This window comes from Candidatus Methylomirabilota bacterium (assembly GCA_028870115.1).
GTDB lineage: Bacteria > Methylomirabilota > Methylomirabilia > Methylomirabilales > Methylomirabilaceae > Methylomirabilis.
The window spans coordinates 117,907-130,481 of the sequence record JAGWQH010000082.1; the positions used below are offsets into that span (position 1 = coordinate 117,907).

Consider the following 12,575-nt stretch of genomic DNA (forward strand, 5'->3'; position numbering starts at 1 on the left):
GAAGGCCCTCGCTTCCGTCCGCCCATCTGCGAGGGCCTGCCGCGCCACATCCTTAATCTGCTATTCGAATAGCCGTCGAGCTGAACGGCTTGATCCGTATACGCGGGCTCCGTCGAGGTTTCGACTAGTGGGTCTCGGGCTTTTTGATCCAGGACATCATGGACCGCAGCTCCTTGCCTACCTTCTCGATCGGATGCTCTGCCTCCTGCTTGCGCATGGCCAGAAAGCTGGGTTTGCCGGCTTGGTTTTCCAGGATCCATTCCCGAGCGAAGGCGCCAGTCTGTATCTCACCAAGGATTTTTCGCATCTCAGCCTTGACCTGCTCATTCACGATGCGGGGACCGCGGCTATAGTCGCCATATTCTGCCGTGTCGCTGATCGAATAGCGCATATACGCCAGACCGCCCTGATAGAACAGGTCGACAATCAGCTTCAGCTCATGCATACATTCAAAGTAGGCTAGCTCGGGCTGATAGCCGGCATTCACCAGCGTCTCAAATCCGGCCTTCACCAGGGCGGAGGCTCCTCCGCACAAGACGGCCTGCTCGCCGAACAGGTCGGTCTCAGTCTCCTCACGAAACGTCGTCTCGAGCACACCGGCCCTGGTACACCCGATCCCTTTCGCGTAGGCCAGGGCCATCGCCTTCGCTTTCCCCGATACGTCCTGCTGGACAGCCAGCAACGCCGGAACGCCGCCCCCTTCCGTAAAGACCTGGCGCACGAGATGGCCCGGCGCCTTGGGTGCGATCATCGATACGTCCACGGTTGGCGGAGGGACGATTTGGTGGAAGTGAATATTGAAGCCATGGGCGAACATCAGCGTCTTGCCAGGGGTCAGCGCCTTCTCGATTGACTCCTGGTAGACCTGTCTGTGGGTTTGGTCAGGCAGCAGCATCATGATCACGTCTGCGCTGAAGGCTGCTTCCTCGCACGTGGCAACCTTCAATCCGTCAGACTTGACCTTGTCCCACGATTTGCTTTCCCGATAGAGACCGACGATTACATCGAGGCCGCTCTCTTTGAAGTTCAGCGCATGGGCGTGGCCCTGGCTTCCATATCCCATGATAGCAATCGCCTTCCCCGCCAGCAGATTCAGATCAGCATCCTTGTCGTAATATAACTTGGTCATCTGCCCTCCATCCCCCTCATCCCTTCTCGACAAGCCCAACCACCTTCTTCGTGTCCGGTTCCTTCCACATCTCTTCGGTCTGCTTGCCGGGCGTTTTGTTGCCTCTGGTCATCACCGTCATGCCCGTTCTTGCGAATTCCTGAATGCCGTACGGCCTGAGAAGTTCAACAAAGGCGTTCAACTTATCCTCGGCGCCGGTCAGCTCCAACATGTACGAAAAGGGAGCCACATCCACCACCTTGGCCCGAAAGATATCGGCGATCCGGAGGATCTCAGCCTTTGCCTCCGGTTTGGCTTTCACCTTCACGAGCACAAGCTCGCGTTCGACGAACTCTTCCCCGGTCAGGTCGGTCACGCGGATCACATCAATGAGCCGATTGAGCTGTTTGACCGCCTGCTCGACCACCGAGTCGTCTCCTCTCACGACGAGGGTCATTCGGGAGATAGACGGATCTACGGTTTCCCCCACCGTAAGACTGTCGATGTTGTACCCTTTGGCGGCAATCAACGCGGCCACGCGAGCCAGCACGCCCGCGTGGTTCTCGACGAGCAGGGTAATGATATGACGCGCCTTGGCCTCTTTCGGTATCGCCTTGGTCCGTTCTCTCATCTCAGGCCCTGAAACAGCTTCTCTGGGATCGGATCGCCATAGTCGAGGATCTCCTTGATCGCCCCACCCGGTGGAATCATGGGAAAGCAATTTTCTTCCCGCTCTGTAACTATGTCAACAATGACCGGTCCCGGTGTGGTAAAGGCCTGCTCTAAGACAGGCTTGACCTCGTCCGGCCGTCTGGCGCGGAGGCCGATCACCCCATATGCCTCTGCAAGCTTCACAAAGTCAGGCTGAATCGTCAGGTCTACCTGAGAATATCGCCTGTTGTAAAAGAGTTCCTGCCACTGCCGAACCATTCCGAGATAGCCGTTATTGATGATCACCACCTTGACCGGCAGGTTGTTTTCAACGCAGGTGATCAGATCCTGATTGGTCATCTGGAAGCTGCCGTCGCCGTCGATGCAGATCACGAGATCGCCCGGGAAAGCCGCCTGGGCACCCATGGCCGCGGGGAATCCGTAGCCCATCGTCCCGAGACCGCCTGAGGTCAGCCATCGGCGCGGCCTTCGACCTCGATAGCGCTGTGCTGCCCACATTTGATGCTGGCCCACGCCGGTTGCGACGATCGGATTCATCCTCTCACTGACCTCAAAGATCATGTCGATGGCATACTGTGGCTTGATCACGTCCAGCATCGGGCCGTACCGCAGCGGGTGTTTCGCCTTCCATTCCGCGATCTGGGCATACCACTCTCCAAAGTCGCTGGCCCAGTGTCGTTCGACCTGGCGCACTTCTTTATTGAGCTCGCCGAGCACCTGCTTCACATCGCCCACAATCGGGACATCCACATGCACAGTTTTCCTGATCGAGGTAGGATCGATATCGATATGGATGATCTTGCACTGTTTGCCGAACTCGGATAGTTTGCCGGTCACACGGTCATCGAATCGCGACCCGATGGCGATCATCAGGTCGCAGTGAATCATCGCCATATTCGACCAGTAGGGTCCGTGCATTCCCACCATGCCAAGCCATAGCGGATCAGATGTATCGAACGCGCCTAAACCCATGAGCGTGAGCGCAACCGGGATCCGGGTCACGGCGACCAGCTCGCGGAGTTCTTCGTACGCCTCCGAGTGAATAATCCCCCCGCCCCCGTATATGAGCGGTCGGCGGGCGGTTTTCATCAACTCAACCGCCCGTTTAATCTGGCCGGCATGACCTTGGAGAGTCGGCTTATACCCGCGGATGTGCAGCTCTTGCGGATGCCCATGATACTCGGCGCGTCCCATAACCACGTTCTTGGGGAGATCAACCAACACCGGTCCAGGTCGACCGGATCGGGCGATGTGGTACGCTTCCTTGACAATCCGGGGAATATCCTCGGTCTTGAGGATAAGGAAGTTATGCTTGGTGCAGGTACGTGTAGTGCCGACAACATCCGCCTCTTGAAAGGCGTCGCAGCCCATGGCCGTCGTGGGTACTTGACCGGTAAACACCACGATGGCCATGGAATCCAGCAGAGCGTCAGTCAGGCCTGTGACGGTGTTGCAGGCCCCCGGCCCCGAGGTCACCATAACAGTCCCTACTTTGCCGCTGGCTTTATAGTACCCTTCCGCGGCGTGCGTCGCGCCCTGCTCATGGCGGCAGAGGATATGCCGGATCTTCGAGGCAACGGCGGGATCGGTCAATACGTCATAGGTGTGCAGGATTACCCCACCAGGGTGGCCGAAGATGGTATCAACGCCCTCTTCGACCAGGCTCCTCAGCAATATCTCCGATCCTGTCAATTTCATGTTCTCGTCTCCTTGTACCCTCTGATCCCGTAAGTTTGCAACTCTTTCGGGATACGGAACGCGCGAACAATCGATTCCTAACTTCAGAATTTCTTTAGCATATCCCCCCTCTCACCGTCAATGAAAATCTTCCCCGGACGGCGCCTCTTCGATCCTTCGTCGTCGGCCGATCAGCCATCGAAGCAAACCTCTCAGCTCGTCGGAACCCATGCAGGCGGCGGCTGCGACGAATGCGGTCACGCTGATAACAAACTCGACCGTGAGCACCGCGGCGCGACGAAGCGACGGCTCAACTGTGAGCGGATCACGGAGGTGGATCAGCGACAGGGCGATCAGAGCCATCAGCGCAGCGGCCGCGGCGATCTGCATAAGCGAGCGAATGCGTAACCCGTTGAGCCGCCCCAGGCGGCGCTGCAGGGCCATCAGCAGCAGACCCAGGTTCACGAAGGAGGACAACGTCGTAGCCAGGGCCAGGCCGGCAAGCCCCAGCGGCCGCATCAACAGGAGCGATGCGATAATGTTGACCATAACGGCCACCATACCGATCTTGACCGGCGTGGCTGTATCCTGAAGCGAGTAGAAGGCCGGAACGAGAATGCGGTTCGACACATAGGCGCCGAGACCGAAAGCATAGAACAACACGACCTCAGCGGTGGCGAGGGTGACAGTTCGATCAAATGCGCCCCGCTCAAAGAGAAGCTGGATGATCTGGACCCTGAACACCATCAGGCCGACCATCGATGGCAGCGTGACGAACAGGACCAGACGGATGGCGTAGGCCACGGTAGCCGCCACCTCTCCAAGCGACCGGTTGGCCGCCTGCCTGGCCATAGTGGGAAAGGCCGCCGTAGCAATCGCCACACCAAAAAGACCGATCGGGAGCTGGATCAGCCGGAATGCGTAGTACAGGACGGAGATCCCGCCCTCTCCCATCAGCGAGGCGAGCAAGGTCCCGACAAACACATTGACCTGCGTAATGGCCAGCCCTGCGATCCCCGGCGTCATCAGCCGTGTGATCCGCCTGATCGCAGGATCGCTGACATCGATGCCCCATTGCGTACCCTTACTCCGTCTCCAGATGGCCGGAATCTGGATCAGAAGCTGGCCTACGCCACCAATGAGGACGCCGATTGTCAGCGCCAGGATGGGCGGGTTCACATAGGGTGTAAGATACAGGGCACAGCCGATCATGGCGATGTTGAGCATGCTCGACGAGAGCGCCGGAGTAGCGAAATGACCCTGCGAATTGAGAATCGCCATGAAGAGCGCCGCCACTCCGATAAACAGGATATACGGAAACATCAGCCGGGTGAGATAGACGGCCAGATCAAGTTTTGATGGGACGGCTTGGAAACCGGGCGCGATGAGTCTGATCAACCACGGTGCGAGTACGATGCCGACGCTGGAGACCGCCAGAAGCAACAGCACCAGCATGGTAAAGACTGTCCATGCCAATCGCCAGGCGCCCTCGCGTCCACGCGTTCTGAACGATTCGGTGAAGACCGGGATAAAGGCCGCCGAGAGGGCCCCCTCCCCCAGTAACTCGCGCAACATGTTGGGGAGACGGAAGGCGGCAAAGAAGGCATCGGTTGCGGTTCCGGCGCCGAACGCCCTGGCAATGATCAGATCGCGAGTAAAGCCAAGAATACGGCTTAACAGGGTGGCCCCACTTACCACACCGGCCGCTCGTACGATTCTCCCAGGATGTTCCTGCTCCATCAGAAATTCCTTGACAAGTGAGCGCCGCTCCATTCTAATGAGCAGCGCGGTAGACTCTCGCGTGTACCGAGTAGATACGATACGCACAAAGGAGAAGCGGACCAATGCCAATTACCAAGTCGGCACAGAAGCAGATGAGGCAAAGCCAGAAGCGACGGCTGCGTAATCGCGCGGCAAAGAGTAACTTGAAGACAGTGATCAAGAAGGTGCGAGCGGGGATTGAGGGGCATGACCGGGATGCTGCAGAGAAGGCATTCATGCAGGCTGTGCCGTCCATTGACAGAGCCGCCGGCAAAGGCTTTATTCACAAGAACGCCGCGGCCCGCTATAAGTCACGACTCGCTCGCCAGCTCCACGCCATCCCGCAACCGTCGTAGGATTCACGCCCGACAGAGGTCCCAGACTAATCCGGTCAGGACCACAGGGGCCGCAGCCCTCCCCGTCTTAATGGCAACGTCGGCCCCCGAGAGCAACTGAACGGCGCCCGAAAGCTGCCGCCAGGAGCGCGAGGTGCTCTGCTCTGTCAAGGCAGCAACAACGCGAGGCGGCAGGCCCAATTCATGGGTCATCCTGCTGACTGGGACCGACTGCTCTTGAAGCGCTTTGGCCCGAATCAGCAGACGAATCTGGCGGGCGAGCATTCCGATGATCGCCAGCGGCTCTTCCCCGCTCCTCAATAGACTTGTCAGACAACGAAGGGCAACATCCAGGTTCCCGCCTGATACGGCATCGGTCAGTTGGAAGATCGATCGTACTCGGGTCTCACCAACCAGGGCTTCGACATCCTTCGTGCTGATCTCCTCGCGCTCGCCGACGAAGAGCGCTAATTTCTCGACGTTGTAGATCAACTGACGAAAATCGTCTCCAACGAGTGCCATGAGCAGGCTGATCGCTTCCGGCTGCAGCCGTCTGCCCTGCTCTTGAGCCGCCGCCAAGAGCGACTCCTTTAGTGAATCTGCTTCCAAGCGATCAAAGCGGAGAAGTACCCCTTTCTTCTGTATTGCCGCCGCCAAACGGGTTCTGAGGTCAAGACGCCTACCCACCAGCACAAGACAGCTTGTGGGACACGGATTGTCCAGATAGGCGAGCAGCTCCTCTTGCTGCTCCCGCGAGAGTTCCTCAACGCCTCGGACCAGAACAACCCGACGCGATGCCAGAAACGGCAGCGTCCGAGCGCTTCCAAGGATCGACTGCGCCCCTGACTCCCCGGACCGAATCTGGTCGAGATTCAGGTCTCGCGTGCCCTCTGGCAATAATGCGTCAAGGAGCTGATTCAGCGCCTGTTCCCGCCGGTACTCCTCCTCTCCATAGAGACAATAGACGGACGCGACCTCTCCCCTGTGGACTTGTTGGGCAACGGAATGGCCTTTCTTGATCCAGCGTCCCATCACACCCCGTCCAGCACCCGACCGACGACCTGCTCGACGAGATCCGCCACCGCTCGAAGCGATGCCTCGTCCTCTGCCGCCCTGGCCTCAGCGAGGCCCGTCCCGGTAAAGTAATAGGCCACACCCGTCACCCCGTCCCGGAGAAACACTTTATCCTCCAGCCGATTTTTCAACGTAAAGGAAAACGAAATGGTCAGTCGCAGGCGGGTAGCCGTGTCCGCGGAACCAAAGGCAAGCGGCACTTCGCTGAATCCTTCAATGGCCCCCTCCAAAAGGACGTCGGCGCCCTCCTCCACAACTCTGATCCGGCCGTCGGCCGCCAGCCGATGAATCAGCGCATCTCTCAGGGCCGGCTGAATCGTAGGACGGAAGGTTCGATTGTTGACAAGCCCGATGCTGATCGTCTTGACGGACGGCTGAAGCGCGCTTACCCCTCCGGAACCTACCGGCCGATAGCCGCATCCAGCCAATGCCAGGAGTACCGTCACGCAAATGATCGTCCTCATCCGACCCGCCCGGTCACGATATTTACCAGCTTCTTTGGCACGACCACCACCTTCCGGACCGATCTGCCCTCGAGCCATCCCTCGACACGCTCGTCCGCAAGGGCTGCCTCACGCATGACGTGATCGTCGGCATCTGCCGGCATGAAGAGTCGACTGCGGACCTTCCCGTCGATCTGAACAACGATCACAATCTCCTCCGCCGTAATGGCGGCGGGATCGTAGACCGGCCAAGCCGTTTGAAAGATACTCCCGCTGCGTCCCAGTCGTTCCCACAACTCCTCGCACAGATGCGGCGCAAAGGGCGACAGGAGCAGCAGGAGCGTCTCGACGGCATAGCCGTATGCGAAGTGCCGCTCGTCGGCTTCGTCTGCAGAGCCTCCTAACTCAAAGCGGCCGATTTCGTTCGTAAGCTCCATGAGGGCACTGATGGCCGTATTAAAGTGAAACTCCTCCTCAATATCCTCCGTGACCCGTTTAATTGTCTGCTGGGCCTTTCGATATAAGGCGCGACCTGTCACGAGTCTCGAGAAGGGGATTGGCGCAAGCGAAGACTTCAGAAGCGCCTCCTGATCGTCAACGAGACGGACGATCCGGCACAAAAATCGGAACGATCCCTCCACGCCCTGATCAGACCACTCCAGATCTCTTTCCGGCGGGGCGGCGAACAGGCAGAACAGTCGGGCCGTATCGGCCCCGTACCGCGCCAAGAGATCTTCGGGATCGATCACGTTCTTTTTTGATTTCGACATCTTCTCAATTCGCCCGATCACGATCGGACGGCCGCATGCCTTGCAGGCGCGAGCTGTGTCCACCTCCTCCGGCAGCCGGAACCCATGCTCCGGACACCGGTACGTCTCCTTGCACACCATCCCCTGCGTTAACAACCGCGTGAACGGCTCATCGACAGCGATCAGGCCGAGGTCGCGGACGGCCTTGGTGAAAAAGCGAGCGTATAGCAAGTGGAGGACCGCATGCTCGATTCCCCCGATATACTGATCGACCGGCATCCAGTAGTTAACACGAACAGGAGTGACCGGCCCGTCCTGGGCATCCGGGCTGGTGAACCGGAGAAAATACCATGACGAATCGACAAAGGTGTCCATTGTATCGGTCTCCCGCCTGGCAGGACCGCCACATCGTGGACACGGAACCTGAGCAAAAGTGACGATTTTCGTCAGGGGTGAGCCGCCCTTCATCGTGATCTGTACGTCCTGAGGCAGGATGACCGGCAGGTCCCGATACGGGACCGGAACCGTCCCGCACCCATCACAGTAGATGATCGGGATCGGGTTGCCCCAATAGCGCTGTCGTGAGATCCCCCAGTCGCGGAGGCGGAAGTTCACCGTCCGCTTTCCAATCTCCTCCCGTTCCAGGAAGTCGGCGATCGCCTCGCGCGCTTGCTCACTACCCATGCCGGTAAATGGCCCGGAGTCGACCAGCAGTCCCTCGCCTTCATAGGCCTGTTGCAAATTGCGCTCATCCAGATCGGCCTCAACGGGCTTCACCGCCAGGCGGATCGGCAGCCCATAGTTTTGTGCGAACTCAAAGTCGCGCTGGTCGTTGCTCGGCACCGCCATAATGGCGCCGGTGCCATACTCCGGCAGGACGAAGTTGCCGATCCAGACGGGGATCCGCCCGCGCGTGAGCGGGTTGATGGCATAGGCGCCTGTGAACACTCCCTCTTTTGCCGTGTCGACTGCGGCTCGCTTAAGCCTGTCCTCCAGCTTTATCCGCTCGATGAAGGCCCTCACCTGCTGCTCCTGCGGGGTACCCTGCGCGAGAGTGATGGCAAGCGGGTGTTCGGGGGCCAGGACCATGAAGGTCGCCCCGAAGAGCGTGTCCTGCCGCGTGGTAAAGATGGTCAGCGCTCCTTGACGGTCGGCGAGCGGGAAGTGCACCTCTGCCCCGACACTCTTGCCGATCCAGTTACGCTGCATCACCTTGACTGGCTCCGGCCATCCGGAGAGGTCGTCTAAGTTACTCAGCAACTCTTCAGCGTATGCGGTAATCCTGAAGAACCATCCCGGCAGCTCCTTCTGCACAACGGGCGTCCCGTCGCGCCAGCAGAGCCCGCCTTCCACCTGCTCATTGGCCAGGACGGTCTGGCAGAGTTCACACCAGTTGACAGCAGAAGATTTCTTATAGACCAGCCCTTTCTCATACAGCTTCAAGAAGAGCCACTGTCCCCATCGATAGTAGCCTGGATCGCTACAAGTGATTTCGCGCTGCCAATCGTAGGAGAACCCCATCCGTTTGAGCTGGGTACGCATGTAGGCGATATTGTCGTTGGTCCACTTGGCCGGGTGCGTGCGGTGCTCGATGGCTGCGTTCTCTGCGGGCAGACCGAAAGAATCCCAGCCCATCGGGTGCAACACATTGTATCCACGCATCCGAAGAAACCGGGCCAGCACGTCACCGATCGCATAGTTGCGAACGTGGCCCATATGGATCCTGCCGGACGGATAGGGATACATCTCCAGGAGGTAGAACTTGCGCTTTTTGGCCTTTTCCGTAGCCGCGAAGGCGCCACTCTCCTCCCATGCCCGCTGCCACTTCGCTTCAATCGTCTTGAAGTCGTAACCCCGCGCCATTGGCTGCTCCTGATTATTTCTCAGATCGGCTGGAAACGTACCATAGGCCCTCTGATTGCGCAAGGGTGAAGCGCTGTGTGAGGTGCATTGAGGTCGCATGTCACTGGGTGAACGGAGCCTATATGTGAAGGGTCCGGCGTACGCCAAGACTAAGGTACTGGCAGTACTGACCGCGGTGTGAGCGGCGAGCGCAAAGATATGTGTTCGTGCTGATGCGAGAGCAACAGGAGTCGGCGGAGGGTCTGGCCAGCGGCCCTACGAACTCTGTAGGGCCGCTGGCCGTTACGATCGTCTCTGGTGTCAGCCGTTACGGCTGAGGCGCCCCCGCGCTCCCAAGATTCCGCTTGATGAGCACGGTCGTCTGCGGCGAGACCATAATGTTCTCGATGGTCGTCATGCCGCCCAGCCGGAACCCCACGGTGTGCGCTCCGGCTGCCACCGGAACGCTGATCGGTCCTTTGATCTCCTTGGCCCTCCCAACCCGCATGCCATCCACCAGAATCTCCGCCTCCACTGGGGTCACCTCGATCTGCAGAGACGCCGTGACCGGCGCATAGGCCGGCGGGACCTGAGAAGTGACTGGCGGTGGAGCCTGCGACGTCGGAGGTGGCGCTTGCGGTGGTGGCGTCTCGAAGGGCGCCTGGAAAGTTTCTACGCCGTACCCGTACCCGACCGGTGGCGCAGCGGGAGGATAGGCGTATCCGGGATCATATCCCTCATAGGGGTACCCGGGGTACCCGTAGCCATAGTAGCCTGGCGCTCCCCAAGAGTAGGGTCCGGGCCAGTATGGGCCGTACCACCAGGGATCCCACCCCCAGCCGCCAAGCCCGATCACGACGCTACCACGGAACCCCCCGTGGAAGCCATGGCCACGAAACCCGTGAGCAAATCCCCCGTGACCAAAACTTCTCCCACCACTGAACCCTCCCCTGCCCCCACCACCGAACCCTCCGTGCCCCCCGCCTCCGCCTCCGCCATGCGCCGCCTCCGCCGGCGTTAGCGGCACCGCAAATACGAGCATACCGGCGACGATCAGGACACTCCAGTGTCGTAGCCCATTCACGATGTTCATGTTCCGGTTCCTTAGAGTGTGGTCACTCACCATAGCTTTGCAACTTCATTCACATTATGCCATTGGTCCCCCAGCGACGCTCTGGCACTGCATCCTAACCAGCTACAACGGAGGTCAGTACGGCGGCTGCGAATAGGCTCCTGGCGGCGGTGGAGGTGCGCCCGCTGATCGCGCCAGGTCCCGTCTGACAATGATAGTCGTCTGGGGTGAAGCCACAATGTGGTTCGTGATACTGAACCCTCTCCAATACAACTGTATGACATGCGGCCCGGCCACCACCGGCACAGTAACGGAACCGTGAAATTTCCCCGCGTAGCCGATCCTCCGCCCATCTACGATGATCTCGGTATCCGGCGGCGCGGCCTCGATCTGCAGAGACGCCGTAGGCGGTGGTGGCGGAGGATACGGGGCTTGATAGGCAGGGGGCGGGGGCGCATAGGCATATCGCGGCGGATAGGGCCTGGCCGCCTGCGCCGCCTGCTCATTCTGGATGGCGTTGCCCGTCAGCAGCCCGGTGAGTGCGCCGACACCCGCGCCAATCGCGGCGCCCTTCCCCGGCGAACCGGCGATCCCGCCGAGTACGGCCCCAGCGGCGGCACCGACACCCGCGCCGGTCAGCGTCCCGCTTTCGCGAGGCGTCATCGGTGTTGCACATCCTGCCAACAGGAGCAGGCCGATCGATCCAATCGCTATAATCTGTTTCATGGCTCTCTCCCCCACTATCATTTCATTCCCTCATCCTCCTCCTAGTATGATTTTACGCTTCGTTGTAAGTTTAGTAACAGAATAAAAAACAGAGAAGGCGAGCAACAGGGGCTAGGGTCATTCGGTTGGCGGCGCAGGACGTATGCCTCGCTCCATCATACCCATCCCCTCGGCTCCCATCCTCGAGCCGGAGGCCAATTGCCTCCATTTCTCCCGTTGGTCCGGCGTGAGCACGGCTTTGCTGGCGTGGATCAGCTTGATGTGGGCGATGTGCTGATCGGCGCGAAGCAACGCAATCTTTCGCACCTGTGCCTCCACCTTGGGAAGGTCAAGCGCGTCCTGCTCGCGCAACCCTCGCAGGTCTATGGCTGTCAACTTGATCTGCGCGGTCCGGGTAATCGTTCCTCGTTGGAAGTCGTCGCGCAACGTCTGCAATGCGTGGACCTGCTCTGAGGCTAACCCGAGCTGTTCTTTTGAGCGCAGCATCAGGCTGATAGGCCAAGCTCGGTAACCTCCACGTCCGTGGAACTCAGGCCGAGATCCTTCCCTATCCCGCATCATCTCGTGAATTGGTCGGAACCCCATCGGTCCCGATTCGTACCACCCCTCTTCCGCGAAGGCGAGCATGGTGCCTATTGGGGAGAGGTTGAATCCGAGAACGCATGCGAGAACCAAGCTTGCGCTGACGAATGGTCGCATTCGAATACCTCCTGTGAGATGACTCTCGCTTGCCGGTGGCCCATCCGCCCGAGCAGGCGCTGAGAGCCGGAGTTCAGTTCCATTTTGTGAGACGTGCCAGCGGGATGAGGTGACGCCAGCCAGGATGCCTGGTATAGTCCTCACTGCCGCTGCGATACGCTATTCCATTCATACTAACGAGTAAGATCCACTGTCGGTTGACAGATCTCGCTATTTCCTGAAGAGGCCACCTGTACGCTGTGAACCAGTTCCGTTGGTGTGCGCTGAACATCAGATATGATGTAAGGTCTAATTGATCGGCACCCGTCGAGGATCGAGATGGGCGGAAGAACAGTCTGTGTGGCTGGTGGTTCCCGATACTCGCCGCGGCGTCAGGGACAGAAGGAGCTTATCGGGTTGCCCAGCCAAGTCAGGAAC

The 12,575-nt window shown here is 59.4% G+C and carries 11 protein-coding genes; 1 reads left to right on the plus strand and 10 read right to left on the minus strand.

Annotation, left to right across the window (positions count from 1 at the left end):
• Positions 1 to 124: 124 nt before the first annotated feature.
• The 4 genes from ilvC to murJ all read right to left on the minus strand — a co-directional run bounded on the left by ilvC (position 125) and on the right by murJ (position 5,197).
• Complete coding sequence (gene ilvC, locus KGL31_09630; GenBank protein MDE2322156.1) at positions 125 to 1,129, minus strand: ketol-acid reductoisomerase; 1,005 nt, start codon at positions 1,127 to 1,129, stop codon at positions 125 to 127.
• Between the two features lie 16 nt (positions 1,130 to 1,145).
• On the minus strand, positions 1,146 to 1,739 hold the full coding sequence (ilvN, locus tag KGL31_09635) for an acetolactate synthase small subunit (protein ID MDE2322157.1): 594 nt from the start codon (positions 1,737 to 1,739) through the stop codon (positions 1,146 to 1,148).
• Positions 1,736 to 3,478, minus strand: coding sequence for a biosynthetic-type acetolactate synthase large subunit (ilvB, locus tag KGL31_09640; protein ID MDE2322158.1), 1,743 nt, complete (start codon positions 3,476 to 3,478; stop codon positions 1,736 to 1,738). Before ilvB ends, ilvN begins: the two co-directional genes overlap by 4 nt.
• A gap of 117 nt (positions 3,479 to 3,595) precedes the next feature.
• On the minus strand, positions 3,596 to 5,197 hold the full coding sequence (murJ, locus tag KGL31_09645) for a murein biosynthesis integral membrane protein MurJ (GenBank protein ID MDE2322159.1): 1,602 nt from the start codon (positions 5,195 to 5,197) through the stop codon (positions 3,596 to 3,598).
• Positions 5,198 to 5,301: 104 nt separating this feature from the next.
• On the opposite strand from murJ, the gene rpsT reads away from it, so the two are divergent.
• The gene (gene rpsT / locus KGL31_09650; protein ID MDE2322160.1) at positions 5,302 to 5,574 is read left to right on the plus strand and encodes a 30S ribosomal protein S20; all 273 of its coding nucleotides are present in this window, start codon (positions 5,302 to 5,304) and stop codon (positions 5,572 to 5,574) included.
• A gap of 3 nt (positions 5,575 to 5,577) precedes the next feature.
• Here rpsT and holA read toward each other — a convergent pair whose 3' ends face one another.
• The 6 genes from holA to KGL31_09680 all read right to left on the minus strand — a co-directional run bounded on the left by holA (position 5,578) and on the right by KGL31_09680 (position 12,158).
• A complete protein-coding gene (gene holA, locus KGL31_09655; protein ID MDE2322161.1) occupies positions 5,578 to 6,585 on the minus strand; it encodes a DNA polymerase III subunit delta in 1,008 nt (335 codons plus the stop codon).
• On the minus strand, positions 6,585 to 7,091 hold the full coding sequence (locus tag KGL31_09660) for an LptE family protein (GenBank protein MDE2322162.1): 507 nt from the start codon (positions 7,089 to 7,091) through the stop codon (positions 6,585 to 6,587). Before KGL31_09660 ends, holA begins: the two co-directional genes overlap by 1 nt.
• Complete coding sequence (gene leuS, locus KGL31_09665; GenBank protein MDE2322163.1) at positions 7,088 to 9,682, minus strand: leucine--tRNA ligase; 2,595 nt, start codon at positions 9,680 to 9,682, stop codon at positions 7,088 to 7,090. The genes KGL31_09660 and leuS overlap by 4 nt, the downstream gene beginning before the upstream one ends.
• 307 nt (positions 9,683 to 9,989) lie before the next feature.
• Entirely contained in the window at positions 9,990 to 10,754 is a 765-nt protein-coding gene (locus KGL31_09670) for a PEGA domain-containing protein (protein MDE2322164.1), read from the minus strand.
• Positions 10,755 to 10,868: 114 nt separating this feature from the next.
• On the minus strand, positions 10,869 to 11,459 hold the full coding sequence (locus KGL31_09675; protein MDE2322165.1) for a hypothetical protein: 591 nt from the start codon (positions 11,457 to 11,459) through the stop codon (positions 10,869 to 10,871).
• A 117-nt stretch (positions 11,460 to 11,576) separates the two neighbouring features.
• On the minus strand, positions 11,577 to 12,158 hold the full coding sequence (locus KGL31_09680; GenBank protein MDE2322166.1) for a hypothetical protein: 582 nt from the start codon (positions 12,156 to 12,158) through the stop codon (positions 11,577 to 11,579).
• Between the last annotated feature and the right edge of the window lie 417 nt (positions 12,159 to 12,575).

What these genes read in the sequence shown, in the direction of transcription:
- holA (MDE2322161.1), bottom strand. Translation starts at nt 6,585, where the DNA reads ATGGGACGCTGGATCAAGAAAGGCCATTCCGTTGCCCAACAAGTCCAC.
- ilvB (MDE2322158.1), bottom strand. Translation starts at nt 3,478, where the DNA reads ATGAAATTGACAGGATCGGAGATATTGCTGAGGAGCCTGGTCGAAGAG.
- ilvN (MDE2322157.1), bottom strand. Translation starts at nt 1,739, where the DNA reads ATGAGAGAACGGACCAAGGCGATACCGAAAGAGGCCAAGGCGCGTCAT.
- KGL31_09670 (MDE2322164.1), bottom strand. Translation starts at nt 10,754, where the DNA reads ATGAACATCGTGAATGGGCTACGACACTGGAGTGTCCTGATCGTCGCC.
- KGL31_09680 (MDE2322166.1), bottom strand. Translation starts at nt 12,158, where the DNA reads ATGCGACCATTCGTCAGCGCAAGCTTGGTTCTCGCATGCGTTCTCGGA.
- rpsT (MDE2322160.1), top strand. Translation starts at nt 5,302, where the DNA reads ATGCCAATTACCAAGTCGGCACAGAAGCAGATGAGGCAAAGCCAGAAG.
- KGL31_09675 (MDE2322165.1), bottom strand. Translation starts at nt 11,459, where the DNA reads ATGAAACAGATTATAGCGATTGGATCGATCGGCCTGCTCCTGTTGGCA.
- murJ (MDE2322159.1), bottom strand. Translation starts at nt 5,197, where the DNA reads ATGGAGCAGGAACATCCTGGGAGAATCGTACGAGCGGCCGGTGTGGTA.
- KGL31_09660 (MDE2322162.1), bottom strand. Translation starts at nt 7,091, where the DNA reads ATGAGGACGATCATTTGCGTGACGGTACTCCTGGCATTGGCTGGATGC.
- leuS (MDE2322163.1), bottom strand. Translation starts at nt 9,682, where the DNA reads ATGGCGCGGGGTTACGACTTCAAGACGATTGAAGCGAAGTGGCAGCGG.
- ilvC (MDE2322156.1), bottom strand. Translation starts at nt 1,129, where the DNA reads ATGACCAAGTTATATTACGACAAGGATGCTGATCTGAATCTGCTGGCG.